The 24,792-nt window shown below is 58.6% G+C and carries 22 protein-coding genes; 11 read left to right on the forward strand and 11 right to left on the reverse strand.

The window, feature by feature from the left end:
- The first annotated feature begins 38 nt into the window (after positions 1-38).
- Both DMP17_RS03390 and DMP17_RS03395 read left to right on the forward strand, forming a co-directional pair.
- On the forward strand, positions 39-1,406 hold the full coding sequence (locus tag DMP17_RS03390; protein WP_337827675.1) for an NAD(P)H-hydrate dehydratase: 1,368 nt from the start codon (positions 39-41) through the stop codon (positions 1,404-1,406).
- Positions 1,403-2,614 carry a class I SAM-dependent RNA methyltransferase gene (locus DMP17_RS03395; RefSeq protein ID WP_337827676.1) on the forward strand — a complete coding sequence of 404 codons (1,212 nt, stop codon included), beginning with the start codon at positions 1,403-1,405 and terminating at the stop codon, positions 2,612-2,614. Before DMP17_RS03390 ends, DMP17_RS03395 begins: the two co-directional genes overlap by 4 nt.
- A gap of 5 nt (positions 2,615-2,619) precedes the next feature.
- Here the strand turns inward: DMP17_RS03395 and DMP17_RS03400 are convergent, their stop codons facing one another.
- From DMP17_RS03400 to DMP17_RS03410, 3 genes are all read right to left on the reverse strand, one after another.
- Complete coding sequence (locus tag DMP17_RS03400) at positions 2,620-3,156, reverse strand: DUF1993 domain-containing protein (RefSeq protein WP_337827677.1); 537 nt, start codon at positions 3,154-3,156, stop codon at positions 2,620-2,622.
- Positions 3,157-3,187: 31 nt separating this feature from the next.
- Entirely contained in the window at positions 3,188-3,610 is a 423-nt protein-coding gene (locus tag DMP17_RS03405) for an MAPEG family protein (RefSeq protein WP_337827678.1), read from the reverse strand.
- Between the two features lie 70 nt (positions 3,611-3,680).
- A complete protein-coding gene (locus DMP17_RS03410) occupies positions 3,681-4,778 on the reverse strand; it encodes a type III PLP-dependent enzyme (RefSeq protein ID WP_337827679.1) in 1,098 nt (365 codons plus the stop codon).
- Positions 4,779-5,124: 346 nt separating this feature from the next.
- Between DMP17_RS03410 and DMP17_RS03415 the strand changes: the two genes are divergently transcribed.
- Positions 5,125-5,868: a hypothetical protein gene (locus DMP17_RS03415; RefSeq protein WP_337827680.1), complete on the forward strand. Its 744-nt coding sequence runs from the start codon at positions 5,125-5,127 to the stop codon at positions 5,866-5,868.
- On the opposite strand, the gene DMP17_RS03420 is transcribed toward DMP17_RS03415, so the two are convergent.
- Complete coding sequence (locus DMP17_RS03420; RefSeq protein WP_337827681.1) at positions 5,865-7,037, reverse strand: carboxynorspermidine decarboxylase; 1,173 nt, start codon at positions 7,035-7,037, stop codon at positions 5,865-5,867. The two genes, DMP17_RS03415 and DMP17_RS03420, sit on opposite strands and share 4 nt — an antisense overlap.
- A 119-nt stretch (positions 7,038-7,156) precedes the next feature.
- Positions 7,157-8,365, reverse strand: coding sequence for a saccharopine dehydrogenase family protein (locus DMP17_RS03425; protein WP_337827682.1), 1,209 nt, complete (start codon positions 8,363-8,365; stop codon positions 7,157-7,159).
- A 57-nt stretch (positions 8,366-8,422) separates the two neighbouring features.
- Here DMP17_RS03425 and DMP17_RS03430 point away from each other — a divergent pair, with 57 nt between their 5' ends.
- Complete coding sequence (locus DMP17_RS03430) at positions 8,423-9,418, forward strand: threonine ammonia-lyase (RefSeq protein WP_337827683.1); 996 nt, start codon at positions 8,423-8,425, stop codon at positions 9,416-9,418.
- A 225-nt stretch (positions 9,419-9,643) separates the two neighbouring features.
- Here DMP17_RS03430 and hemA read toward each other — a convergent pair whose 3' ends face one another.
- Entirely contained in the window at positions 9,644-10,858 is a 1,215-nt protein-coding gene (hemA, locus tag DMP17_RS03435; protein WP_337827684.1) for a 5-aminolevulinate synthase, read from the reverse strand.
- Between the two features lie 98 nt (positions 10,859-10,956).
- A complete protein-coding gene (gene murI, locus DMP17_RS03440) occupies positions 10,957-11,751 on the reverse strand; it encodes a glutamate racemase (protein ID WP_337827685.1) in 795 nt (264 codons plus the stop codon).
- Positions 11,752-11,844: 93 nt separating this feature from the next.
- Here murI and plsY point away from each other — a divergent pair, with 93 nt between their 5' ends.
- From plsY to DMP17_RS03465, 5 genes are all read left to right on the forward strand, one after another.
- Complete coding sequence (gene plsY / locus DMP17_RS03445) at positions 11,845-12,468, forward strand: glycerol-3-phosphate 1-O-acyltransferase PlsY (protein ID WP_337827686.1); 624 nt, start codon at positions 11,845-11,847, stop codon at positions 12,466-12,468.
- The gene (gene dprA / locus DMP17_RS03450) at positions 12,465-13,598 is read left to right on the forward strand and encodes a DNA-processing protein DprA (RefSeq protein WP_337827687.1); all 1,134 of its coding nucleotides are present in this window, start codon (positions 12,465-12,467) and stop codon (positions 13,596-13,598) included. The genes plsY and dprA overlap by 4 nt, the downstream gene beginning before the upstream one ends.
- 4 nt (positions 13,599-13,602) lie before the next feature.
- Positions 13,603-14,262, forward strand: coding sequence for a hypothetical protein (locus tag DMP17_RS03455; protein WP_337827688.1), 660 nt, complete (start codon positions 13,603-13,605; stop codon positions 14,260-14,262).
- 100 nt (positions 14,263-14,362) lie between these two features.
- Positions 14,363-16,957: a type I DNA topoisomerase gene (gene topA, locus DMP17_RS03460; RefSeq protein ID WP_337827689.1), complete on the forward strand. Its 2,595-nt coding sequence runs from the start codon at positions 14,363-14,365 to the stop codon at positions 16,955-16,957.
- Positions 16,958-16,987: 30 nt separating this feature from the next.
- Entirely contained in the window at positions 16,988-17,803 is an 816-nt protein-coding gene (locus DMP17_RS03465; RefSeq protein ID WP_337827690.1) for a hypothetical protein, read from the forward strand.
- An 18-nt stretch (positions 17,804-17,821) separates the two neighbouring features.
- Here DMP17_RS03465 and era read toward each other — a convergent pair whose 3' ends face one another.
- From era to lepB, 3 genes are read right to left on the reverse strand one after another with little or no spacing between them, the layout of a single operon-like run.
- Complete coding sequence (era, locus tag DMP17_RS03470; protein WP_337827691.1) at positions 17,822-18,694, reverse strand: GTPase Era; 873 nt, start codon at positions 18,692-18,694, stop codon at positions 17,822-17,824.
- 17 nt (positions 18,695-18,711) lie between these two features.
- Positions 18,712-19,413, reverse strand: a complete 702-nt coding sequence (gene rnc / locus DMP17_RS03475; protein ID WP_337827692.1) for a ribonuclease III — start codon at positions 19,411-19,413, stop codon at positions 18,712-18,714.
- A 2-nt stretch (positions 19,414-19,415) separates the two neighbouring features.
- The gene (lepB, locus tag DMP17_RS03480) at positions 19,416-20,270 is read right to left on the reverse strand and encodes a signal peptidase I (protein ID WP_337827693.1); all 855 of its coding nucleotides are present in this window, start codon (positions 20,268-20,270) and stop codon (positions 19,416-19,418) included.
- Between the two features lie 142 nt (positions 20,271-20,412).
- On the opposite strand from lepB, the gene pgi reads away from it, so the two are divergent.
- Positions 20,413-21,909, forward strand: coding sequence for a glucose-6-phosphate isomerase (gene pgi / locus DMP17_RS03485; protein WP_337827694.1), 1,497 nt, complete (start codon positions 20,413-20,415; stop codon positions 21,907-21,909).
- Positions 21,910-22,003: 94 nt separating this feature from the next.
- The gene (gor, locus tag DMP17_RS03490; RefSeq protein ID WP_337827695.1) at positions 22,004-23,350 is read left to right on the forward strand and encodes a glutathione-disulfide reductase; all 1,347 of its coding nucleotides are present in this window, start codon (positions 22,004-22,006) and stop codon (positions 23,348-23,350) included.
- 6 nt (positions 23,351-23,356) lie between these two features.
- On the opposite strand, the gene DMP17_RS03495 is transcribed toward gor, so the two are convergent.
- Entirely contained in the window at positions 23,357-24,763 is a 1,407-nt protein-coding gene (locus DMP17_RS03495; protein ID WP_337827696.1) for a helix-turn-helix domain-containing protein, read from the reverse strand.
- Positions 24,764-24,792 lie beyond the last annotated feature (29 nt).

Here is a 24,792-nt window from a genome sequence, read left to right on the forward strand (position 1 = left end):
GCGGTCCGGTGTTGGGCGCGCCGATATTAGGCGCGCCGGTGTTGGACGCGGGCGCCATGCGGGCGGCGGAAGCGGCCTGCTTTACGGCAGAAAAACCCGCGCTTCACTATATGGACAAAGCGGGGAGGGCGGTCACCCGCCTTGCGCTGCGCATAGCGGCAGGGCGCGCGATAATCATATTGGCAGGCCCCGGCAATAATGGCGGCGACGGCTATGTCGCGGCGCGCTATTTGCGCGAGGCGGGGGCGGAGGTGCGGGTCATTGCCGTGCTGCCGCCCAAAAGCGAAGGCGCTTTATGGGCGCGCGGAACATGGCAAGGCGCGGTCGAGCCTTTGGCGGATGAGACGGCCCCTACGCCTATCCTCATCGACGCGATTTTCGGCACTGGTGCGCGCGGCGGGCTGGATCCGGCATGGGCGGCAGACGCGCTCCGCCTGTTCCGCGCGGCGCGCTATGTGTTGGCGGTCGATCTGCCCAGCGCGTTGAACAGCGATGACCCTGACGTAACCGCCCCTTATGCCGCGCACTGCACCTTGGCGCTTGGAGCCTTGAAACCGGCGCATGTGTTGCAGCCCTCAGCGCCGCAATGCGGGACACTCCTGCTCGATACACTGGATATTCCGGTCGACAGCGATGTGCGGATACTGGAGCGCCCGATGTTCCGCGCGCCGGGGCCGGACGACCATAAATATAGACGCGGCATGGTCGCGATTATAGCCGGACAAATGCCGGGTGCCGCCGCCCTTGCCGCCCGTGCAGCGGCACGCGGCGGGGCGGGCTATATCCTATTTATAGGAGATTGTGCCTCGCCGCATCTGCCCGATGCGGTGGTTCGGCGGCCCCCGCAGGATTTGCCCGCGATATTGGCCGACAAGCGGCTCAACGCCCTAGTCATCGGCCCCGGTGCAGGACGGGATGCACCGGCGCTCCACCACCTCGAAACGGCGCGGATTTCCGGCAAATCTTTGGTTATAGACGGCGATGCACTCCATCTACTCGATGCGGATAAGCCCTTCACCAGCCCCGCCATCCTGACCCCGCATGAAGGCGAATTTTCGGCCTTGTTCGGCAGCCGCTCCGGCACCAAAATCGACCGCGCCCGCCAAGCCGCGCGCGCCATCAATGCGGTGATCGTCTATAAAGGCGCCGATACGGTAATCGCTGCGCCAGACGGGCAGGTGCGCATTGCCCCAGCAGCCTCGCCTTGGCTGGCGAGCGCGGGGACCGGTGACGTATTGGCGGGGCTATGCGGCAGCGCGCTCGCCCATAAGCCCGACGACCCGTTTGGTGCTGCCTCGCTTGCGGTTTGGCTGCATGGCGAAGCGGCGCGGCTTGCTGGACCGGCGCTCATTGCCGATGATCTCATTGACCATTTGCCCGCAGCCGTGCAACGCGCATTGCCATGAGTGTTGAAATCATGAGCAATGAAATTATCCGCATCGCCGCGCGCGGGGATGGCGTGACCGCCGATGGCCACCATGTGCCTTTGTCCGCGCCGGGGGACCGGCTGCGCGAGGATGGCGGGCTTGACCTTGGCCCCAATCATAGCGACCCTTTATGCCAACATTTCCCGATTTGCGGTGGCTGTCAGCTCCAGCATCTCACCGATAGCGCCTATGCCGCTTATGTGCGGGATCGGGTGGTTGGCGCCTTGGCGGGGCAGGATGTTATGTGCGATGATGTGCGCCCCGCTATCATTTCGCCTCCGCGCACCCGCAGGCGCGCTGCCCTGCGCGGCACCCGTTTCGGGCGGCATTTCCAGCTCGGCTTTAACGGGCAGGGGAGCCACCGCGTTGTCGATATGCAGCAATGCGAGATTTTGCATCCCGACCTGTTTGCGCTGGTCGCACCGCTACGCGCGATGCTGGCCGCGCGGCTCCCCGACCGCCGTTCGGCGCAGGTCAAGATGAGCTGCGTCGACCAAGGCGTTGATGTGTTAATCGAAGGGCTGGAAGCGACCGACCTTGCCGCCGCCGAAGCATTGAGCGATTTTGCGCAAAGCCATAAATTGGCGCGCCTCAGCCTCGACAATGGCTATGGCCCCGAAACGCGCTGGGAGCCGGAACCGCTAACCATCACGCTCGGCGGGCTGCCTGTCGCGATTACGCCTTACAGCTTCTTGCAGGCGACTGAAGAGGGGGAGGCGGCGCTGGTCGATGCGGTCAAATCCGCCATTGGTGACGCCAAAATGGTCGCCGACCTGTTCTGCGGCCTTGGCACTTTTGCGCTGGCGGTGGCCGACGGGCGCAAAGTCTATGCCGCAGAAGCCGCGCGCGAGCCTTTATTTGCGCTCAAATCAGCGGCGGGGCTTGGCGGGAAGGCAGTGCTGACCGATCATCGCGACCTGTTCCGCCGTCCGCTCATGGCCGCCGATGCTTCGCGTTTTGAAGCGATCATCCTTGATCCGCCGCGCGCCGGCGCCGAAGAGCAGGTGCGCGAACTCGCCGCCTCGACCGCGCCGGTTATCGCATATGTGAGCTGCAACCCCGCCACGTTCGCGCGTGATGCGAAAAAGCTGATGGCCTCGGGCTATAGGCTCGATTGGGTGCAGCCGGTCGGACAATTCCGCTGGTCCACCCATGTCGAACTCGCCAGCCGTTTCTCGCGCAGATAACCCGTTCAAGCGCCTTGCGCGGCGGCCATTTGCTGCATGATCGTCGGCATCAGATGCGCCATATAATCCCGTTTCCCAATCTCGACGCCATTAGCGCGCAAGATATTGTAAGCGGTCACAAGGTGGAAATAGAAATTGGGGAGCAACCATTCATCGGCATAATCGCGGCCCGAAAAGTTGAAGCGCATATCGCCCGGCAGCTTCATTTCCTTGACCTTGTCGAGCTGGCTGTCATCCGCCTTCACCGCCGCCAAAAGCTGGCGCACCTGCGCAATATGCGCATGGGCTTCGGCGAGCGTCGCAATATCGCTGTCGGTCGTGCTAATCTCTTCGCCAGCACACCATTGGGTGAATTGCCGCGCGAGATTACCGGCAATCGAAATTTGTCGCCCCAGCGGAAACATATCGGGCGTTAGCCGCGCGCCCAGCAAAGCGGTCGCTTTTTCCTCCCCCTGTTGCTGGACGGCGGTGGCGAGCAACGCATCGAGCGTGACAAGACGGCTGTCGAAAAGCGCGATAAGGCGGGTAATGGCTGACGTCATGACGGGAGCGTCCTCTTGAAAAAATTCATGCTTAAAAAACAGCAATGGCCGCGCGCACGATCAGCGCGCCAAGACACAGGCTGGACAGAAGAAACAGGGTGAAGCGCACCACGATGCGGTTCCAGAAAATCTGCACAAGGCTGTGCGCGATACGCAAGACCACATAGACCCATGCGAGGTGGACGCTATGCCCGCCGCCCTCGCCAATCACCGCCAGTACCAGCGCCACCGCATAAAAGACGGTCGGCTGCTCCATCAGATGATTATAATTATGCGCAGGCCATTGCGCGCGTTCGGGCAGAACATCGTCCAGGTTACGCCCCGTCCCACCAACCCATGTACCAATGTCGATCGGCGAACGGCGGAGCGCCGGAACCCGTTTGATATAAAGCCACAGCCAGACCAGCATGGTCCAAGCAGCCAAAACGATTACCGGCTGCACAATCATCTGCATAAAAAAAACTCCACCCCTGCGATTTTTCGCGAGGGTGGAGTCTTTAAATTATGCTGTCAAACGAAACTTGTCAGCCGTTGGGGCGCAACACCCGCACATTATCTTCGGCCATCGGTGCGCTACGGTCCTCGCGGTAGAGCGAGGCCATCGGCTCGTCGGAAACGACTACGGTTTCATCCGAACCAAAGCCGTTAAACTTGGTCCGCATCGCGCAGCCATAAGCGCCGAGCATCCCGATTTCGATATAATCGCCCGCCATAATATCGCCCGGCAAATAGAAGGGGCCGGCCATATGGTCCATATCGTCGCAGGTCGGGCCATAGAAGCTGAAACCGGTCAGCGCCTCTTCGCTCGCATCGCGGCGCAAATGCTTGACCGGAAAGCGCCAGCCGACATGGGCGGCATCAAACAGCGCGCCATATGCGCCGTCATTGATGTAAAGTTCGGTCCCCCGACGCTTTTCGACGCGCACGATAAGCGAGGAATATTCCGCCGACAAAGCGCGGCCCGGCTCGCACCACAATTCTGACGAATAGCTGATCGGCAGGCGTTCATAAGCGCGGTCGATGGTTTCGAAATATTGCTTGAGCGCAGGCGGCTCCATGTCCGGATAGACCGACGGGAAACCGCCGCCGACATCAATGATGTCGACCGTTACCGCCGCCGCGACAATCGCCGCACGGACGCGTTCGATTGCATGGACATAAGCTTGCGGGCTCATCGCCTGACTGCCGACATGGAAGCAAATGCCAAGCCCGTCCGCAAGCTGGCGGGTGGCGATCAGCAATTCCTTGGAATCTTCTGCTTCAACGCCGAATTTCGATGCGAGCGAAAGTTGCGCATGGTCGGACGATACGCGCAAACGCACGCACAGGTTCAGATCTTCGGCGCTGTTGGTGGCTTCGCGGATTTTTTCCAGCTCTTCCATCGTGTCGAGCGAGAAGGTGCGCACGCCATAATCGAAATACGCCTGACGGATGGCTTCTTCGGCCTTGACCGGATGCATGAAGCAAAGCGTGGCTTCGGGCAGCGTTTTGGCCACGAGCCGCACCTCGGCAATCGAGGCGACGTCGTAATGCGTGATACCGCTATCCCACAACACGCGCAGCAGATCGGGCGACGGGTTCGCCTTGACCGCATAAAGCGATTTGCCGGGGAAATTTTCCACGAAGAAACGGGCTGCGCGCCTTGCCGCATGGGGGCGGACAAGGGTTACCGGTTCAACGGGCTTTTGGTCCGAAACTAGACCCAGTGCGCTATGGTAGCTGTGCAACTCAAGGGACCCCCAAAAAAACAAAGTTAGAAAACGACAAGCTGCCTTGCGGTTATTGGAAGTCCCCTTGGGGCAGCGAAGGCGCGATATATGCAGGCTTTCGGGGTGTGTAAAGAGATTCGTTGCAAAAATTATACATTCGCCGTTGGAACGTGGTTTCTACGGGATTTGCTGCATCGCCCAAGTTCGGCTAGTTTTTACCCGAACCGACGGATTTCGACCGGCTTTGAGGGGACATGCTATGGCTTTATCAACATTTCTCGTCGCTTTTGCGATGCAGGGCGCAACGCTCCCGATGCCGCAGAAAATAGATGTTCCAAGCGATCTTTCCACGGTCCTCTGTCCGAACGAAGCTGCGGCCCGGCGGATGCTGGACGAGTTTTACAAGGTCAAGCCCGCACCTAATAATTATAACACCAGTAGCGATGCCTTTTTTGAAGGCTTGCGCGTGACGGGCTGCCGTCAGGATAGCCCGCACAGCAATGTTGCGATTACGATCCGTTCGGTGCTGGCCCGCAAAACGGTCAAATTGGCGCGGGAGAATGAAACCTACATGCTCTATCGCGGGGTTAATGCGAAGGGCGTGGCGGTGGTCGGCATTGTCAATGAAGGCGCGAATAACGTGCATCCGCGCACTGATTATGAACGTTGGCTCAGCGAATGGGCTCCTCGTGGCCGGATTGAAGTCCGTACCGAGCAGGGCAGCGATCCGGTCTATCTATGTCCATCATTGACTGCTGCGCGGCTTACGGTGCGCGCAATACCGCTCAAAGGGAATGATCGAACGAAGAACACAGCCTTTTCCAATGCCCGTAAGGCGAATGGCTGTCGTCGGGCTGCTGCGGGCATTTACCGCGTTACGGCGCGCTATGAGCATCGCGCGATAGCATGTGGTTATGAATGTTATGATGAATGGAACGCGCTTGCGGCGACCGACCCGCGCGGGCGCGCCGTTGCTCTCATCTTTGACGGATCCCATTTCTAACTGAGGCGGGTTTTGAAATCCTCATAACCGAAGGCGCGCACGCAGGTGAGCGTGTCGCTTTCGCTATTCCACAGCCAGATGGAAGGGAGCGGCACACCGTTGAAAGTGTTGGTCTTGACCATCGAATAATGGGCCTGGTCGAGGAAAGCGAAACGCTGTCCGGGCTCGGCCGCAACGGGGAGGCGGTAATCGCCGATAATGTCACCGGACAGGCAGGACGGCCCGCCCAGTCGTATGACCTCGCCTTGCGCGCGCTCGCCCAGCATGGCGGGGCGGTAGGGTGCTTCGATTACGTCCGGCATATGGCAGGTCGCGCTAATGTCGGTGATGCCGATGGCCATGCCATTGTCGAACACATCCAGTAATTCGCCGACCAAAATCCCCGCATCAAGTGCCACCGCCTCACCGGGCTCAAGATAAAGTTCGCACCCCGTTGCGGCCTTGACGTCGCGCAGGAACGTCACCAACTCGTCGCGCTGGTAATCGGCACGGGTGATATGGTGGCCACCACCAAAATTCAGCCATTTCAATTGGTTGAAATAGGGGTTGAGTAGCGGTTCTATCTTCGCCCATGTGCGCTTCAGCGGCTCCAGATCCTGTTCGCACAAATTGTGGAAATGGATGCCGTCAATGCCTTCAAGGTCGGTGGCGGTGAGTTTGCTGACGGGGTGGCCCAAGCGGCTATGCGGCTGGCTCGGATCATATTTTTCAACCTCACCTTCGGGATTTTGCGGATTGATACGCAAGCCCACATGGATTTGCCGTCCGCCCGCGCGCGCTTCGTCAATGAAAGGGCGGAAGCGGCGATGCTGGGCGGGAGAGTTGAAAATCACATGATCGGACAGGGCGCAGATTTCTGCCATATCTTCGGCCTTATAGCCTGCACAATAGGTCGCAATCTCGCCTTGATATTCTTCGCCCGCCAGCTTGGCTTCAAACAGGCCGGAAGTGCAAACACCGTCAAGATATTCGCCGACCACAGGCCCCAAGCGCCACATCGAAAAAGCCTTGAGTGCTGCCAGCAATTTTATCCCCGCACGGTCGCGCACATCGGCCAAAATGGCCAGATTGCGCCGCACCGCGACCTCGTCCACCACAAAGGCAGGCGAAGGCACGCGGCTCAAGTCAAAACGGGCAAACGCCCCCGGATCCCCGGCTTTGGTTTCCATGATATTTCTCCCGTCATTCCCGCGAAAGCGGGAATCCATCTCCGGACCATTGTTCAAACCGGACACTTATCAGATGGATCCCCGGTCAAGCCGGGGATGACGAATATATTGAAGAGATTTTAAAACGCCAACGGCCCGTCCAGTTCCTTCACCTGCCAGGGCAAGCCATGCTTATTGAGCATATCCATGAACGGGTCGGGATCGAATTGCTCCATGTTGAACACGCCGTCTCCCTTCCACTGGCCGGTGACGATCATTGCCGCACCGATCATGGCGGGAACACCGGTGGTATAGCTCACCGCCTGATTGCCGGTTTCGGCATAGGCTTCTTCATGGTCGCAGATATTGTAAAGATAGAGCGTCTTTTCCTTGCCATCCTTGCCAAGGCCGGTCGCGATGACACCGATATTGGTCTTGCCCTTGGTGGTTTCGCCAAGGCTTGACGGTTCGGGCAGCACAGCTTTCAGGAATTGCAGCGGAATGATTTCCTTGCCTTCATAAACCACCGGATCAATCCGCGTCATGCCGATATTCTGGAGCACGGTCAGATGGGTGATATATTGGTCGCCAAAGGTCATCCAGAAGCGGATACGCTTGATTTCGGGCAAGTGGGTTTTGAGGCTTTCAATTTCCTCATGATACATGAGGTACATATTTTTTTCGCCGACTTCCTCGAAATTGAACGGCTGTTTCACCGACATAGCGGGAGTTTCGACCCACGCGCCGTTTTCCCAGTGACGCGCAACCGCCGTCACTTCGCGGATATTGATTTCCGGATTGAAGTTGGTCGCAAAAGCTTGCCCATGATCGCCGCCATTGCAGTCGAGAATGTCGAGCGTGTCGATGCGGTCGAAATGATGCTTTTTGAGCCAAGTGGTGAACACGCTGGTGACGCCGGGGTCAAAACCGGAGCCGAGCAGCGCCATGATGCCAGCATCCTTGTAGCGGTCCTGATAGGCCCATTGCCAATGATATTCGAACTTGGCTTCATCGCGCGGTTCGTAATTGGCGGTGTCCATATAATCGACGCCGGTTTCAAGGCAGGCGTCCATGATGGTGAGGTCTTGATAGGGAAGCGCGAGGTTGACCACCAGCGCGGGCTGCACCTGCTTGATGAGCGCGACCAGTTCGGGAACATTGTCCGCATCCACCTGCGCGGTGTCGATGGTGACGCCGGTGCGCGCCTTTACCGATTCGGCAACCGCATCGCATTTAAACTTGCGGCGGCTCGCCAGTGTAATATGGCTGAAAATATCACTATTCATAGCCATTTTATGAACCGCAACCGAACCCACGCCGCCTGCGCCAATCACCAAAACCTTGCTCACCTGCTGTCTCCTGTGTGAGAGAATATCCATGTTGAGGCGCGATATAAGGGGTGAGGCATGACAGCGCAAACAGATGCACCGGATTTTTCCAAAGATCGTGCGCCGACGCGCGCAGGTGTGGTGCGCGCGGCAGAGAAAATTCGCGCCATCCTGCCGCCGACGCCTTTATTGCCGCTGGAGGTGGATGGGCGCACTTTATGGTGCAAAGCCGAATCTTTACAGCCGATTGGCGCGTTCAAGATACGCGGCGGATGGCACCGGCTCACCGATTTGAGCGCAGAGGAACGCGCGCGCGGTGTGGTCGCTTTTTCAAGCGGCAACCATGCGCAAGGCGTGGCTTGGGCGGCCAAGCGGTTGGGGGTATCGGCGACCATCGTTATGCCTGCCGATGCACCCGCCAAGAAAATGGAAGGGACGCGGGCGCTTGGCGCAAAGGTCGTGACCTATGACCGCATGAACGAGGATCGCGCCCAAATCGCCGCGCGGATTGCGACGGAACAGGGCGCGGTGGTGGTGCCAAGCTATGATGATCCTTGGGTAATTGAAGGGCAGGGCAGTGCTGGTATCGAAGCCGCTGCACAACTTGCGGCAATGACGGACGGCGCTATGTTCGACCGTGCGCTTATATGCTGTGGCGGCGGCGGCTTGGCGTCAGGGATTGCACTCGCATTGCCCGATGCGGCGATCACCATTGTCGAGCCCGAAGGCTGGGACGATGCGGGGCGTTCGCTGGCGAGCGGGAAGATAGAGCGCGTCGGACCCAATCCGCCGCCCACCGCTTGCGATGCCATCCAGACATTAGAGATTTGCGCGCGGACATTCGCCGTGTTGCGCGAGCGTAAAGCCGATAGCCTGACGGTAAGCGATGCCGAGGTCGGGGCGGCCATGCGCGTTGCGTTCGAGCGCCTGCGCGTGGTGATGGAACCCGGCGGCGCGGTGGCCCTAGCGGCGGCGCTGTCGGGAAAGGCCGCGCTGGGGGATTATACACTGGTGACTTTATCGGGCGGCAATGTGGATTGGGATATGTTCAAGGCGATGGTGGGCCGGGAATAACGCTATCATCGCAACACCATCTCCCCTCCGTCATTGCGAGCGTAGCGAAGCAATCCAGAGTCGCGCGAAACTGCACTGGATTGCTTCGCTACGCTCGCAATGACGACACGGCGTTATTCTAAGGGCCGTCAAAGGCGTTCATCCGCTAATCCCGTGCTTCGACAAGCTCAGCACTAACGGCTTTATTTTAGGACTAAAATCAACCTCAGGCGTGAACCCGATGTCTCACGCCGCCTTACGCAATTCCAACCGGCCCCAGATTTCGCTCAAGGCATCGGTCAGTTCCTGCATCATCTCTTCGCTATGCGCAGGGCCGGGGGTGAAACGCAGGCGTTCGGTGCCGCGCGGCACGGTCGGGAAGTTGATCGGCTGGACATAGACGCCATATTCGGCGAGCAAAATGTCGCTGATTTTCTTGGCCTTGACCGGATCGCCGACCATGAGCGGGACGATATGGGTAACGGTATTCATCACCGGCAAGCCCGCATCGGCGAACATCTGCTTGAGGCGCGCGGCTGCGGCCTGTTGCGCGTCGCGTTCGACGCTGGAGGCTTTGAGGTGGCGCACACTCGCCAAAACCCCGGCGACCAGCACCGGCGACAGCGAGGTCGTGAAAATGAAGCCCGGCGCATAGGAGCGGATCACGTCGATGATGACGGTATCGGCCGCAATATAGCCGCCCATCACGCCAAAAGCCTTGCCAAGCGTGCCTTCGATGATGGTCACACGGTCCGCAACCTCGTCGCGTTCGGTAATGCCGCCGCCGCGCGCGCCATACATGCCGACCGCATGAACCTCGTCACAATAGGTGAGCGCATTATATTTGTCGGCCAGATCGCAAATTTCCGCAATGGGCGCGATGTCGCCGTCCATCGAATAGACGCTTTCAAATGCGATAAGCTTGGGCGCTGCGGGGTCCGCTTCGCTCAACATCTGTTCGAGATGCGCGAGATCATTGTGCCGCCAGATGCGCTTTTCGCAGCCCGAATTGCGGATGCCCGCAATCATCGAAGCATGGTTCAACTCGTCGGAAAAAATGATGCAGCCCGGCAAAATCTTGGCAAGCGTCGCAAGCGTCGCTTCGTTCGAAATATAGCCGGAGGTGAACAGCAGCGCGCCTTCCTTGCCATGCAAATCGGCAAGTTCGGCTTCCAGATCGATATGATAATGGGTGTTGCCGCCAATATTGCGCGTGCCGCCCGACCCTGCGCCGACATCGTGCAGCGCCTCTTCCATCGCCGCAATCACATCGGGATGCTGGCCCATGGCGAGATAATCGTTCGAACACCAGACGGTGATCGGTTTCGGGCCATTATGCCCCGCAAAACAGCGCGCATTGGGGAACGCGCCCTTGTTGCGCAAAATGTCGATGAATACGCGATAGCGGCCTTCACTGTGCAGCCGGTCGATCGCATCGGTAAAAATCTTGCCGTAGTCCACTGTTTTTCGGTCCCGCTCAATTCTTCTTACGGACATTTTGGTGTGCCATTAGCTCCATCTTTGCGCATTTGCCAGTGATAACGATTCGCAACTTGTCCTTACAAAATCTCGATTACATCAAGGCCAAGCCGCGCCAATGCGGGGCGGAGGCGGTCCAGGTCGGGATCAGCGCGCGTGAAAATGGCGCGCCCCGATGGCGTTTCGGGCCATAGCTGGTCTTGCGTCAAATAAGCGGTGCGCCGCGCAATGCCTTGGCCGGAATCGACCAGCATCACCCCGTCCGCACTCGCCGCCGCAATCTCGTCGGCAAGCAGCGGGAAATGGGTGCAGGAGAGGATAACTGCGTCAACCTGATCGCCTTGGGGTTGGCTGAAAAGCTTGTCCATTTCGGCTTTGACCGCAGCGGGATCAGGCGCCGTACCGCGCAGCTTCGCTTCGGCCATATCGACGAGAGCCGCAGACCCCAGCCTTAGCACGGTGCAATCCGCGCCATGATCCTCCACCAACTGGTCAACATAGGGCTGGCGTACGGTCGCATCGGTGCCAAGCACGCCGATAACCCGGCTTTTGGACAGGAGAGCGGCAGGCTTTACCGCAGGCACGGTGCCGACCACCGGTACATCAAGCGCCGAACGCACATGGGCGAGCGCGATGGTCGAAGCGGTATTGCACGCAATCACCACAATGCGCGGCTTGACCCGCTCGACCAAGCGGCCAAGGATCGCCGGAATACGCGCGGTGAGTTCGGCCTCGCTCTTGGTGCCATAAGGATAGCCCGCATTATCCGCTGCATAGGCGAAGCTCGCTCGCGGCAATATTTTGCGGATTTCTGCCAGCACCGAAAGCCCGCCGACGCCGGAATCGAAAACCAATATGGGGCGTTCATCTGCCATGCGATGAGCCTCTAGCGTTGGCGCGGGCGATTGGCTAGTGTCGCGCCAAGCACAGCCCCGGCCAAACGGGGCGCAGCATAGGGAATTCGGGGCATGATCTTGTGGCAACAACCGGTGCTGGCGCTCCTCATCGGCTATTTTCTGGGCAGTATCCCGTTCGGGGTCATCCTCACCCGTATCGCGGGCGCAGGCGATTTGCGGCAGATTGGCTCCGGCAATATCGGCGCGACCAATGTGTTGCGGACAGGCCGCAAGGGCTTGGCGGCGGCGACCTTGCTCCTCGATATGCTGAAGGGCGCGGCGGCGGTATGTCTGGTAGGCTATTTGTTCGGCGATGATTTGAAATTGCTTGCAGGCGTCGGGGCCTTTGTCGGCCATTGCTGGCCTGTGTGGCTCAAGTTCAAAGGCGGGAAGGGGGTTGCGACCCTCATGGGGATTGTCGCCGCATTGAGTTGGCAAGTGGGGCTTATTTACGCGCTTGTCTGGCTCTTGATGCTTGCGCTTACCCGCATCAGCTCGCTGGCGGGAATGGCTGCGGCCTTGTCCGCACCGGTCGCAAGCTTCTTTTTCGGTCGGCTCAGCATGGTGCCGATGGCATTGGGCCTCGCGCTCCTCGTGCTTTGGAAGCATCGCGAAAATATCGGGCGGTTGCTGCGCGGTGAAGAGCCCAAAGTTGGCGGGTCCAAGACTGCTCCGGCGGCGGATGAGCCTCTATGACGCTCGCCGGTCAAGGCGCCTATCGCGCCGCTGGCATGGAAGACACCGAAAGATTTAACCGGCTGCGGCTGATCCGGTCGGCCAATATCGGGCCGGTCAGCTATGCGCAGTTGCTGATGCGGTTCGGCAGCGCCGGTACGGCGCTCGAAGCCTTGCCCGACCTTGCGCGGCGTGGCGGCGGGAGATTGCCGAAAATCGCGGAAACAGCCATAATTAACGCGGAAATAGCGGCGGTGGAGCGCCTGGGGGCAGCCTATCTGTTCCTGGGAGAATCCACATATCCGCCCGCCTTGGCACAGCTTGCCAATGCACCGCCGGTGCTGACATGGCGCGGAAATCTTTCGCTGTTGCAACGCCCGATGGTGTCCATTGTCGGGGCGCGCAATGCGTCGGCTGCGGCCTGTCGCTTTGCACGGCAATTGGCGTTCGACCTTGCCGGTGAAGGCGTAACGGTGGTGAGCGGATTGGCGCGCGGGATTGATACCGCCGCCCATATCGGCGCGATCCAAAATGGCACGGTCGCGGTCATCGCAAGTGGAATTGATATAAGCTTCCCGCCAGAAAATGGTGAACTACAAGAAAAAATTGCGCGTGAGCAATTATTATTGGCCGAACAACCGCCCGGCACCGAACCACTGGCCCGTCATTTTCCCTACCGCAACCGCATCATTGCGGGGCTAAGTGCGGGCACGATAGTCGTTGAAGCCGCGCCGCGTTCCGGATCGCTGATCACCGCGCGACTGGCGGGGGAATATGGACGTGACGTCATGGCTGTGCCGGGATCGCCGCTGGAACCGCGCGCGCAAGGCTGCAACGGCCTTATCCGGGACGGCGCAATCCTCATCCGCGATGCCGGTGATGTGCTGGAAACCATCCGCCCGCTCGACGCACGCGCCGTGCGTGAAGCCCGCCCGCTGTCCTTGACAGCCGATAGCCCGCCGCATCACGATGCCGATGATAGCGACCGCGCGCGGGTCACCAGCCTCCTTGGCAATGGCGCCGTCAGTGTCGATGAACTGGTGCGCCAGTCCCGCGTCGATGTCGCGCTTGTTCAGCTTGTGCTGCTCGAACTCGAACTGGCCGGACGGCTCGACCGCCATGCCGGTAACCGCGTTTCATGGAAGGGATAGGCAAATGGAAAATATAAGTTTTGGTGATTTATGGGGCGCCATGATTGAAGCCATACGATCCGACGTAGGTTATTTCCTCGCCTTCATTGCTCTTCTGGCCGGCATTTGGATTGCGAACGACATGTTGATGCCACAATCAATTTTTGCGGGCTCGGTCGGCGGCGCTATTGTAAATCTTGTCGGACAATCCTTGCTGATACGGCGCTATTTTGAACGCAAAGGAGTAGCGACAAGTGCCTCTTTAGCGGACGGACGCTATATGTCTATTTTTGGCGTTTCGATCCTTACAGGCTTCGGCATTATGGCCGGGATGATATTGCTCATCATTCCCGGACTAATACTTGCGACCCGCTGGTTTTTGTCTGTCCCTGTCTTATTCGCCGAGCAAGCTGCTGTGACGGCATCCATGAGTAGCAGTTGGCACATAACTGCCCCGCACGCTTTTGTGATATTCGGGTTAGTAGTCGTGATTTCGCTCCCCTTGCTTGTTGCAGCCATCTTCCTGTTTGCGCTTACCGATCCCGATAATATGCTTTCGCCACTTCAATCGCTGACTCTCAATGTCGGGATAGCAACCACAACCGTTGCGGGCTGGTTGGGTGCAGCGTCAAGCTATTATGTCATCAAAGGCGGCGCAGAGCAGGCCAGCGAAATATTCGCTTGAGGAAAATTTGGATGGAAACGAACCGGACGAAGGGAGTTGACGTTCTTAAATCCAGTCACCACCCTCGCGCGTACGTGTGAGAAAGTAGAAAAACATCGCAATGCAGCTTGTAATCGTCGAATCGCCTGCCAAGGCAAAAACCATCGAAAAATATCTGGGGCGCGATTTTCGCGTGCTGGCTTCTTACGGCCATATCCGCGATTTGCCGCCCAAGGATGGCTCGGTTGATCCCGACGCCGACTTTGCGATGAAGTGGGAAAATTATGGCGACAAGGCCAAGCAGTTAAAGGCGATTGCCGACGAAGCCAAAAAGGCGGACCGTCTGATCCTCGCAACCGACCCTGACCGCGAAGGCGAAGCGATTAGCTGGCACGTTCAGGAAGTGCTGCGACAGAAAAAGGCGCTCCCTCATCAGGTTGACCGCGTTACTTTCAACGCGATCACAAAAAATGCGGTGACCGAAGCGATGGCCAAACCGCGCGCGCTAGACGAAGATTTGATCGACGCCTACCGCGCCCGCCGCGCGCTCGACTATCTGGTCGGTTTCACCCTGTCGCCAGTCTTATGGCGCAAATTGCCGGGTGCGAAATCGGCAGGCCGCGTCCAGTCGGTCGCGCTGCGCCTCGTCGTTGACCGCGAACGTGAAATCGAATTGTTCAAGCCGCAGGAATATTGGTCGGTTGCCGCCGATATGGAGCAGGGCGGACAGGGCTTTGTGGCGCGTCTCGTCAAATGGCGCGGCAATAAGATTGACCGCCTCACCATCGGGCAAGAAGGTGACGCCATGGCTGCAAAGGCCGACATTGAAGCGGGCCATTTTGTCGTGCAATCGGTCGAAACCAAGCCCGCGATGCGCAATCCGCCCGCGCCCTTCACCACATCGACCTTGCAACAGGAAGCGGCGCGCAAGCTCGGTTTTGCTGCGAGCCACACGATGCGGATTGCGCAAAATCTCTACGAAGATGGCGCGATTACCTATATGCGTACCGATGGTGTGCAGATGGACGGCAGCGCCATTTCCGCCGCGCGCAAGGCGATTGCGGACCGCTATGATGGCAGCTTTGTCCCCGACAAACCGCGCCAATATCAGACCAAGGCCAAAAATGCGCAGGAAGCGCATGAGGCCATCCGTCCCACCGATTTCAACCGCGACAAAGCCGGGTCGGGCGACCATGCGCGGCTTTATGATCTCATCTACAAGCGCGCGCTCGCGAGCCAGATGGCTTCGGCGCAACTGGAGCGCACCGTCGTCGAAATGGCGAACGGCACCGGCCAGCATGTGCTGCGCGCAACGGGGCAGGTGGTGAAGTTCCCTGGCTTCATGGCACTTTACGAAGAAGGCCGCGACGATAAGGGCGAGGATGAAGATGGCGCGTTGCTCCCTATCCTGCGCGAAGGCGATGCGCCGGTGAAACGTGCGGTCCATGCCGAACAGCATTTCACCCAGCCCCCGCCGCGTTATTCGGAAGCCAGCCTTGTCAAAAAGCTCGAAGAATTGGGGATCGGCCGTCCGTCCACTTATGCGTCCATCCTTCAGGTATTGAAGGACCGCGCATATGTGCGAGTGGAAAAAAACCGTTTCTTTGCAGAGGAAAGCGGACGGCTTTTAACAGCATTTCTGGAACGGTTTTTTGAACGCTATGTGAGCTATGACTTCACCGCCGGGCTTGAAGATGAATTGGACGATATTAGCGGTGGCCGCGCGCAATGGCAGGCGGTGCTGGAAGCATTTTGGCGCGACTTCAAGCCCAAGACCGCCGAGGTGATGGAGCAAAAGCCGTCGGATATTACCGCCGAAATCGACAAATTTCTGGAGCCTTTGCTGTTCCCCGAAAAAGAAGACGGCTCCGACCCGCGCTTGTGTCCCAAATGCGGGGAAGGGCGGCTTGCGCTGCGCGGCGGCCGTTTTGGCGCATTCATCGCCTGCTCCAACTATCCGGAGTGCAAATATACGCGTAAATTTGCCCAGCCCGGCGGCACGCAAGATAGTGGCGAAGAAGGCGAGCTTGGCACCGATCCGGTGACAGGTGAGGTGGTCACCCGCAAAAATGGCCGCTTTGGTCCCTATGTCCAGCTTGGCGAGAGCAATAAGGAGGAAGGCAAGAAGGCCAAAATGGCCTCCATCCCCAAAGATGTGCCGGAACCGATTGATCTCGACATGGCGTTAAAGCTGCTCTCCTTGCCGCGCGCGATTGGCGAGCATCCCGAAACGGGCAAGGAAATTACTGCAAGTATAGGGCGTTATGGTCCATATCTCGCACATGATGGTAAATATGCGCGACTTTCCAATACCGCCGAAGTGTTTGACACAGGCATGAATGCGGCGGTGGCGCGGCTTGCGGACGCGGCCAATAATCCGGGGCGCGGCCGCCAATCGGCGTCGCGCGAGCCACTCAAAATATTGGGCAAACATCCGCACACCGAAGCCGACATCAAGCTGATGGATGGCCGTTATGGCGCTTATGTCACCGACGGCATCACCAATGCGACCCTGCCCAAGAGCATCGACAAGGACCAGTTGACGCTGGAGGAAGCCGCGCAGCTGATCGACGACCGCGCGGCCAAAGGACCAGCCAAGAGTAAGCGTAAAACGCCCGCTAAAAAGGCAGCTGTTAAGAAGGCTCCGGCGAAGAAAGCGACAGCTAAGAAAGCTTCCACCAAGAAGGTAGCGGTCAAGAAAGCTTCGCCCAAATAAAGTCCTTAATAGAAACCATAACGAAAAGCTGTGAATCATATGATGAAAGTATTCGGCTTGGTGTTGGCGCTGATTACAACTCCAGTGGCTGCGGAAGTTCGCCAAGAGCGGCTTACAGGGCCAACATCAGTTGAATCGGGCGGGCGGATTGTTTCGTGTACCGAGGATCGAGAATGGTGCGTGACCATGGCTTTTGAAACGGACCCTGACAAACTTGCCTATTTTGTGGACGTAAAACGCCCTATTGGGCCGTCGTCGTCCGCATCAATTGAAAATTTTGAATTGTCATCATCAGATGGAGCGGAATTATGGGGTGATCCCGTAAGTTATTCGACACCAAACGGTCAACGAGGGTTGCTCTTTGGCATCGTTATGAACCGTTCAGAAAGCTATTCCGGAGGCGGTGCTAGCGAAAGAAAATTGCAATTTTTCAAAGCTGAGCCGAAAGATGCGAATATACTTTCGGTGAGCTCGATTGGAGATCCTATATCCTTTGGTGCATCCTCTATGATCCGCGCCTGTTTTTCTGAGGAAGACCAGCAGCTACGCCGCAACATCTGCCATGACGAATATGATCTTAATGTGACGCTCAGACTGAAGCCTACGCTCGTCAATGATCTGCCTGCATTTCTCTACATATCGAAAGAGACCACAACCCCCGGCTTTGCCTCACGTGATCAAGACAATAGCGACGCAGCACGACTGCGCACGATGAAAGCTGCGGACTTCAAACCACGCGCCGATAGGCGCTGCACTTTCACTCGCCAGTTACAAGTCAACGCTCGGCGCACAATATATAGCTTGAAAGTTCCTGATTGCAGCGCATATGGGCCAATGCGCCAATAGCTGGCCGTCTCCGAACTGTTAATCCACCCAATCCAGCCCCATGTCGCGGTAAACCGACCGGTCCTCGTCCCAACCCGGCTTTACCTTGACGTGAAGGTAAAGATGCACCGGTTCGCCGAGCAATTGGCCGAGTTCCGCCCGCGCGCGGCTACCGATTTCGCGGATGCGCTGGCCGCCTTTCCCCAAAATGATCGCGCGCTGGGATGGGCGCTCCACCAAGATTTGCTGGTGGATTTCAACCGATCCGTCCTCGCGCTCCTGATATTTTTCCGTCTCGACCGTGGCGGCGTAGGGCAGTTCATCATGCAGTTGCAGATAAAGCTGTTCGCGCGTGATTTCGGCCGCGGTCGTGCGGTCGGTCGCGTCCGACACCTGATCTTCCGGGAAATGCCACACACCCTCGGGCATGGCTTTCGCAAGCTCGGCCTTGAGTTCGGGGATGCCATCGCCCGTCGCCGCGCTTACAAAGAAGGTTTCGTCAAAAGGCGCGAGCGCGTGCAGCTTTTCGGCATGGACAAGCAGCTTGGCCTTGTCCGCAATATCGACCTTGTTGAGGATGAGGAATTTGCGTTCGGGCCGGTCTTTCAGCCCTTCGACGATCTTTTCAACCTTGGGGCCAAGGCCGCCTTTGCCGTCGACGATGAGCGCAATCACATCGGCATCCTGTGTCCCGCCCCAGGCAGCGGCGACCATCGCGCGGTCTAGCCTGCGGCCGGGTTCGAAAATGCCGGGCGTATCGACCAGCATGATCTGGGTTTCGCCTTCAATCGCTATGCCCATCAAGCGAACCCGCGTTGTTTGTGCCTTGGGGCTGACAATCGCGACCTTTTGCCCGACCAGCGCATTGACCAAGGTCGATTTCCCCGCATTGGGCGCGCCGACAATCGCCACAAGCCCGCATTTTTCTGTCATTTTTTAAGGTCCATTTCAATGAGTTGCGCAAGCAATGCGCGGGCCGCTTCGGTTTCGGCCTCCTGTTTGGAACTGCCGCTCGCGCTCGCTTCGGCAAGTTTGTGGATCGCAACTGATACGGTAAAGCGCGGCGCATGGTGCGGGCCGTCGCGGCTCACCACCTGATAATTGGGCGAGCGGCGCTGGTGGGCTGCGGCCCATTCCTGAAGCGCGGATTTGGGATGTTTGGGCGCGGAAAGCTGTTTTTCCAAACGCTCGCCCCATAAGCGCAGGATGAACGCGCGCGCTTCTTCAAGCCCGCGCTCGCGATAAACCGCGCCGATCAGCGCCTCCATCACATCGCCAAGGATATTGTCGCTATCATGCCCGCCATCATCGCGCGCCTGCTTGCCAAGCCGCATTAGCGTGGCCACGCCATTTTCGCGCGCGATTTCGGCGCATAATTCGCCTGATACCAGCGCGTTCAAACGGCTTGACAATTTGCCTTCCGGCTCTTCGGAAAAGCGCGAAAAGAGCGCGTCGGCAATCACCAGCCCCAATACACGGTCGCCCAGAAATTCGAGCCGCTCATAGCTTTTGCTGCCATAACTGCCATGCGTCAGCGCCTCGATATAAATATCGTCCGTGCCGAGCGGCCAGCCGAGCAAAAGCTCCAGCGTTCCGCGTTCCTTATCGCTTAAAATAGTATCCCGTGCCATTGTCAAAGCCCGCCTCCAATACGGTCGGGGCGACTGGCCGACGCCCAACTCAGCGGATTGAACCAGCTTGCGCTGCCATCGGTGGAAAAATAGAGGAAGCGCGCCTTGCCGACAATATTTTCCATCGGCACGATGCCGATGCCGCCGCCTTCGATCGCCGGAAAGCGGCTGTCGGCGCTGCGGTCGCGATTATCACCCATCAGGAACAGATGGTCCGGCGGCACGATATAGATGCCGGTCGTGTCCATTTCCCCGCTGATAAGGTCGAGAATATTGTAAGACACACCATTGGGCAGCGTCTCGCGATATTGCGGATAGCGGCACAAATCGCCGCCCAAATTGCCCTTCACCTTGAAAACGGGAAGGAAGCAGGGCGCGGCGCTGGCGGCGGTCATATTGTCGGTCACGGGGATGATGAAATCGGCAATCTGTTGTTTTTTGACCGGCGTGCCGTTGAGGATCAGCGTGCCGTCGCGCATCTGGATGCGGTCGCCCGGAAGCCCGATCACGCGCTTGATATAATCATCCCTGTTACCGGGCGGCGCTTTGAACACCACCACATCACCGCGTTCGGGCAACGCGCCCAATATGCGCCCCGAAAACAGCTTTGGCGACAAAGGGAAGGAATGGCGCGAATAGCCATAAGCCATCTTATCAACGATAAGATAATCACCGATGAGCAGGCTGGGTTGCATTGATTCCGACGGAATATTGAAGGGCGAGACAATGAACGTCCGCAGCGCCAGCATGACAAGCGCGACCGTCAGCAAAAAGCGCCAGAAGCTTCCCTTCTGATCGCTTTCGTCTGTCTCTTCGGTCGCAATTATGTCCGGCGATGGCATATCGTTCGCAAGCATGAAGGCGGCTTAAGCGGATTGCGGTAAAGGTCAAGGGAATATGCGGTAACTATGCGGGACGGGCAAGGTTGCGCTGGCGCATTGGATGCAGCTTTAGTAGATGCGGCAATCATCCCTTTCCATTTGAGGCAGGAATCCTTTTATGTCTGACCGTTGGGCCGCCCTTGAAGCTTTGCCGGACACATCGCTAGTCGACCTGTTCGCGAACGACGCGGAACGGGTAGGGCATTTCGGTGCGGTTTTGCCCGGCCTCCAGTTCGATTTTTCCAAAACCCATTTGACCGGGGAGGCATTGGCCGCGCTGGCTGCGCTCGCCGATACGGCAGGTCTTGATGCGGCGCGTAAGCGGCTGTTTGCGGGCGAGATTGTCAATCCGACCGAAGGCCGCGCGGCAACGCATAGCGCCGAACGGGGCGAGGGCGATGCGGAAACTGTCCATGTTTCGCGGATGCTGCATGACCGGATGCGCGCGCTGATTGACGCCATCGAGATGGGCGCATTGGGCGAAATCCGCCATATCCTCCATATCGGCATTGGCGGCTCGGCGCTCGGTCCCGACTTGCTGGTTGATGCGCTTGGCCGCGATGCGGGCCGTTACGAGGTTGCGATTGTGTCCAATGTCGACGGCAGCGCGCTCGCCGACGTGTTTTCCCGTTTCGACCCGCATTATACGCTGGTGAGTGTCGCCTCCAAAAGCTTCACCACCACCGAAACGCTTATTAACGCCCATTCGACTCTCGACTGGCTGGAGCAAGCCGCGGTGGAAGACCCGCTCGGCCGCTTTGTCGCGCTCACCGCCAATCCGGAAAAAGCAGTGGAATGGGGGATTGATGAAACCCGCATCCTGCCCTTCGCCGAAAGCGTCGGCGGGCGCTATTCACTCTGGTCGTCCATCGGTTTTCCGGCGGCGTTGGCACTTGGATGGGAGGCGTTTGATGCTTTGCTGGAAGGCGCGGCGCAAATGGACCGCCATTTCCGGCTGACCGATTGGCGCGAAAATGTCTGTTTTCTGGGCGCTGCTGTGGACCTTTATTATACCCAAAAGCGTCGATGCGAAACGCGCGCGGTGTTCGCTTATGACGAGCGGTTGCGCTTGCTGCCATCCTATCTCCAGCAACTCGAAATGGAGAGCAATGGCAAGTCGGTGACGGCAGACGGCAATCCGCTTAACTATCCGTCCGCAGCGATTACATGGGGCGGGATCGGGACGGATGCCCAACACGCTGTATTCCAGCTTTTGCATCAAGGCACCCATTTGGTGCCGGTCGAATTTCTCGCGAGCAAAACACCGGGGTCGGACCTTGATCCGGTGCATCATCGCACCTTACTTATCAATTGTTTTGCCCAAGGCGCGGCGTTGATGACAGGAAAAGCCAATCCCGGCGACCCTGCACGCGCCTATCCCGGCGACCGGCCATCGACCACCATCTTGCTGGACGATGTCGATCCGCGCTCCGTCGGCGCGCTCATTGCCTTTTACGAGCATCGCACCTTCGTCAACGCGGTGCTGCTCGGCATCAACCCGTTTGACCAGTTCGGCGTTGAATTGGGTAAAGAGATAGCGCGCTCGATCGAAAGCGAGGGCACGGACAGTTTCGACCCGTCGACACAGGCGTTGATTGTCGCTGCTTTCGATTAGTCTCATCACCCTTTATCATTAGGAGCGGCAACCGGCCCTCCCTAATTTGCGTTATACGGGATATGCCCGCCCCTATCCTTCGGAGAGCCTCGACATGGCAGATTATGATTTTGACCTTTTTGTGATCGGTGCCGGTTCGGGCGGTGTGCGTGCCGCGCGCGTTTCCGCCGGCTATGGAGCGAAGGTCGCGATTGCGGAGGAATATCGCGTTGGCGGCACCTGTGTTATCCGTGGCTGTGTGCCTAAAAAACTGCTCGTCTATGGCGCGCATTTTGCCGAAGATTTGCACGATGCCAAACGCTTTGGCTGGGAGGTCGAAACGCCGACCTTCAACTGGGCGACCTTGCGCGACAATGTGCTGGCGGATGTGGACCGGCTCAACAAGGCTTATACCGAAACGCTCGACAATAATAAGGTCACGACCTTCTTGGAACGCGCAACCATAGCCGGGCCGCATGAGGTCAAGCTGGCCAGCGGCAAGACGGTGACTGCCAAAGTGATATTGATCGCAACCGGTGGTTGGCCGGTGATACCGGACTTTCCGGGCGCGGAACATGGCGTGACCTCGAACGAGGTTTTCCACCTCGATAGCCTGCCCAAGCGCGTCGTGATTGCGGGCGGCGGCTATATTGCCAATGAATTTGCGGGGATATTCCACAGCCTTGGTAGCAGCGTCACCTTGGTCAACCGCTCGGATACGATCCTGCGCGGTTATGACGAACAGATACGGGACCGCCTGCTCCAGATTTCGATGACCAAAGGTATCCAATATCGGTTTAACTGCCACTTTGAAAGCATTGAAAAGAAAGAGGATGGGAGCTTGCTTGCGTCCTTCTGCGACCATGATCCGGTCGAGGCAGACCTGGTGTTATTCGCCATCGGGCGGCGTCCCAATGTCGAAGGGCTGGGGTTGGACCAAGTCGGCATCACCATCACGCCGCACGGCGCTATTCCGGTGGACGCGCATAACAAGACCAATGTTGATTCCATCTATGCGGTGGGCGATGTCACCGACCGGGTTCAGTTAACACCGGTGGCGATCCGCGAGGGCCATGCTTTTGCCGACACATTGTTCGGTGATAATCCGCGCACGGTCGATTATGACACCATCCCGTCCGCCGTCTTTTCGCAACCGCCCTTGGCAGGCGTCGGGCTCACCGAAGCGCAAGCGCGCAATAAGCTGGGCTCGATCAAAGTCTATTCGTCGGATTTCCGTCCGATGAAGAATGTGCTGGCGGGCCGCAACGAGCGCAGCCTTTACAAGATGATCGTCGATGCGACGAGCGACAGGGTGGTGGGCCTCCATATGATCGGCCCCGATGCGCCGGAAATCTTGCAGGCCGCTGCAATTGCGGTGAAGGCCGGGCTCACCAAGGCCGATTTTGACGCGACCGTCGCGCTGCATCCCAGCATGGCCGAAGAATTGGTGCTGATGAAGTAGGCGCAGTTACCCCACCGAATAAGGCACAATATCCCGCCGGTCAGGGTCGATGATAAGGTCACGATCCGACGGCGGGAAGGCGCGCTGGTCGCAGTCGACCCGCGGGCACAAGCGGCATGACACGCCGATGGGCGTGACCGACCGCGGATCCTCCACCGCCATGCCGTCAGCATAGATGAAATCATGCGCATGGGTCGCCTCGCACCCCAAAGCGACGGCATAGCGGCGCGGGGGCCGGTCATAACGGCCCGACGGTTTAACCAGCCCTTTGGCCATCGATACATAACGCACCCCGTCGGGCGTTTCGGCGAGCTGCACCAATATGCGGTCGGGGATCGCGACCGCTTCATGCACAATCCATAACGGGCAGGCCCCGCCAAAGCGCGCAAATTGGAGGCGGGTCGCCGAGTGGCGCTTGGTGATATTGCCCGCCATATCGACGCGGCAAAAGAAGAAAGGGATGCCGCGTAATCCGGGGCGTTGCAGCGTCGATAGGCGGTGGCAAGCTTGCTCGAAACTCACGCCGAATAAGGGGCGCAGCCGGTCAATATCATGGCGCACCTCCATCGCGGCAGTACGGAAGCGTTGATAGGGCATGAGCAGCGCACCGGCCGCATAATTGCTTAAGCCGATGAACAATAATTGCCGCGCGGCGGCGCTGGAAAGCGCGGCTTCCCCGATAATATGGCTGATGTCATGGCGCAGCGCGAGCGCGCAAATCTGGTGCGCCAATTGGAAGCGGCGGGTTTCTTCGGGCTGGCTCTGGTCGATGATCAGATGACCCATCGTCGCATCAAAATCGCGCAAGCCTTTTGCGGGCGCATAGCTTAGCGAGATTTCGAGTGTATCGCGCAAATGCCGTTCCAACGCGGCGGTCGCGGGGGAGGGCGCCTTGCCGCTCATACGCGCGGCCAGTTTTTCCGCCGCACGGTCAAGCGCATCGACATAATTGCCCGCATTATGGAACCAGTCGCGCACCTGCTCCCACGGCAAGCGCCCGCCGCCATCCTGCTCATTGGCGAGCGCCTCATCGACAATTTGCAAGCGTTGTCCCGCCCGGCGATAGGCGCCGTGGAGCATGACGAATTGGTCGGCCACCGCAGGTTGTTGCTGGGCGAGCCGCGCAATCTGGTCGGCGGTCAAGGGGCTGGCAAACAGCGGATCGGCTGCCGCTTCGCGCAACGCGGCAAAGCGCCGCGTGGCGTTATCCGCCTCCAACTCCTCCCAATCGAGCGGGAAGTCGCGCGCGAGCCGCTCCATCAGCGCAGGCGTTAGCGGGCGGTCATCATGCTCCAACTGGCTGAGATAAGAAACCGAGATGCCAAGCCGTCCGGCCATATCGGCTTGTTTAAGATTGCGCGCCAAGCGGATGGCTCGCAATTTTTCTCCCGCAAAGAGCCGCCGCTTCATCATCTTCTTAGCATATTTTGCAAAGTGGATAT

This window comes from Pseudonocardia sp. TMWB2A (assembly GCF_017312135.1).

What these genes read in the sequence shown, in the direction of transcription:
- gor (WP_337827695.1), top strand. Translation starts at nt 22,004, where the DNA reads ATGGCAGATTATGATTTTGACCTTTTTGTGATCGGTGCCGGTTCGGGC.
- DMP17_RS03420 (WP_337827681.1), bottom strand. Translation starts at nt 7,037, where the DNA reads ATGGAAACCAAAGCCGGGGATCCGGGGGCGTTTGCCCGTTTTGACTTG.
- plsY (WP_337827686.1), top strand. Translation starts at nt 11,845, where the DNA reads ATGATCTTGTGGCAACAACCGGTGCTGGCGCTCCTCATCGGCTATTTT.
- DMP17_RS03400 (WP_337827677.1), bottom strand. Translation starts at nt 3,156, where the DNA reads ATGACGTCAGCCATTACCCGCCTTATCGCGCTTTTCGACAGCCGTCTT.
- DMP17_RS03455 (WP_337827688.1), top strand. Translation starts at nt 13,603, where the DNA reads ATGGAAAATATAAGTTTTGGTGATTTATGGGGCGCCATGATTGAAGCC.
- rnc (WP_337827692.1), bottom strand. Translation starts at nt 19,413, where the DNA reads ATGGCACGGGATACTATTTTAAGCGATAAGGAACGCGGAACGCTGGAG.
- DMP17_RS03395 (WP_337827676.1), top strand. Translation starts at nt 1,403, where the DNA reads ATGAGTGTTGAAATCATGAGCAATGAAATTATCCGCATCGCCGCGCGC.
- DMP17_RS03430 (WP_337827683.1), top strand. Translation starts at nt 8,423, where the DNA reads ATGACAGCGCAAACAGATGCACCGGATTTTTCCAAAGATCGTGCGCCG.
- lepB (WP_337827693.1), bottom strand. Translation starts at nt 20,270, where the DNA reads ATGCTTGCGAACGATATGCCATCGCCGGACATAATTGCGACCGAAGAG.
- dprA (WP_337827687.1), top strand. Translation starts at nt 12,465, where the DNA reads ATGACGCTCGCCGGTCAAGGCGCCTATCGCGCCGCTGGCATGGAAGAC.
- DMP17_RS03415 (WP_337827680.1), top strand. Translation starts at nt 5,125, where the DNA reads ATGGCTTTATCAACATTTCTCGTCGCTTTTGCGATGCAGGGCGCAACG.
- pgi (WP_337827694.1), top strand. Translation starts at nt 20,413, where the DNA reads ATGTCTGACCGTTGGGCCGCCCTTGAAGCTTTGCCGGACACATCGCTA.
- topA (WP_337827689.1), top strand. Translation starts at nt 14,363, where the DNA reads ATGCAGCTTGTAATCGTCGAATCGCCTGCCAAGGCAAAAACCATCGAA.
- DMP17_RS03405 (WP_337827678.1), bottom strand. Translation starts at nt 3,610, where the DNA reads ATGCAGATGATTGTGCAGCCGGTAATCGTTTTGGCTGCTTGGACCATG.
- DMP17_RS03495 (WP_337827696.1), bottom strand. Translation starts at nt 24,763, where the DNA reads ATGATGAAGCGGCGGCTCTTTGCGGGAGAAAAATTGCGAGCCATCCGC.
- murI (WP_337827685.1), bottom strand. Translation starts at nt 11,751, where the DNA reads ATGGCAGATGAACGCCCCATATTGGTTTTCGATTCCGGCGTCGGCGGG.